The 380-nt window shown below is 70.3% G+C and carries 1 protein-coding gene; it reads left to right on the forward strand.

Annotated elements, in window-relative coordinates; all coding sequences use genetic code 11:
• Positions 1-91 precede the first annotated feature (91 nt).
• A partial coding sequence (locus B7L92_RS37265) for a TetR/AcrR family transcriptional regulator (protein WP_143626476.1) occupies positions 92-380 on the forward strand: 289 nt, incomplete at its 3' end.

Here is a 380-nt window from a genome sequence, read left to right on the forward strand (position 1 = left end):
CCGTATCGATGGACATGAGACACACTGGAGTGCGCACCCCCGGGGCGGCGCATCCACCGCTCGGGAGACGAAGGGCAAGGGAGCACAACCGATGACGTCGCAGGCCGCGGACCGACCCGAAACGGTCGGCACCTCGCGCCGCTCCAAGATCACGCCCGAGCGGGAACAGGAGTTCTTCGACGCCGTACTGCACCAGATCCGCGAGTGCGGTTACGACGCCGTCACCATGGACGGGATCGCCGCCAGCACGCGGTGCAGCAAGTCCACGCTCTACCGGCAGTGGCGGACCAAGCCGCAGTTCGTCGCCGCGGCGCTGCGCGCCAACCGGCAGGCCCGGTTCGCCGGCATCGACACCGGGACGCTCGCCGGGGACCTGCGCG

The organism is Streptomyces viridosporus (genome assembly GCF_002078235.1).
GTDB lineage: Bacteria > Actinomycetota > Actinomycetes > Streptomycetales > Streptomycetaceae > Streptomyces > Streptomyces viridosporus.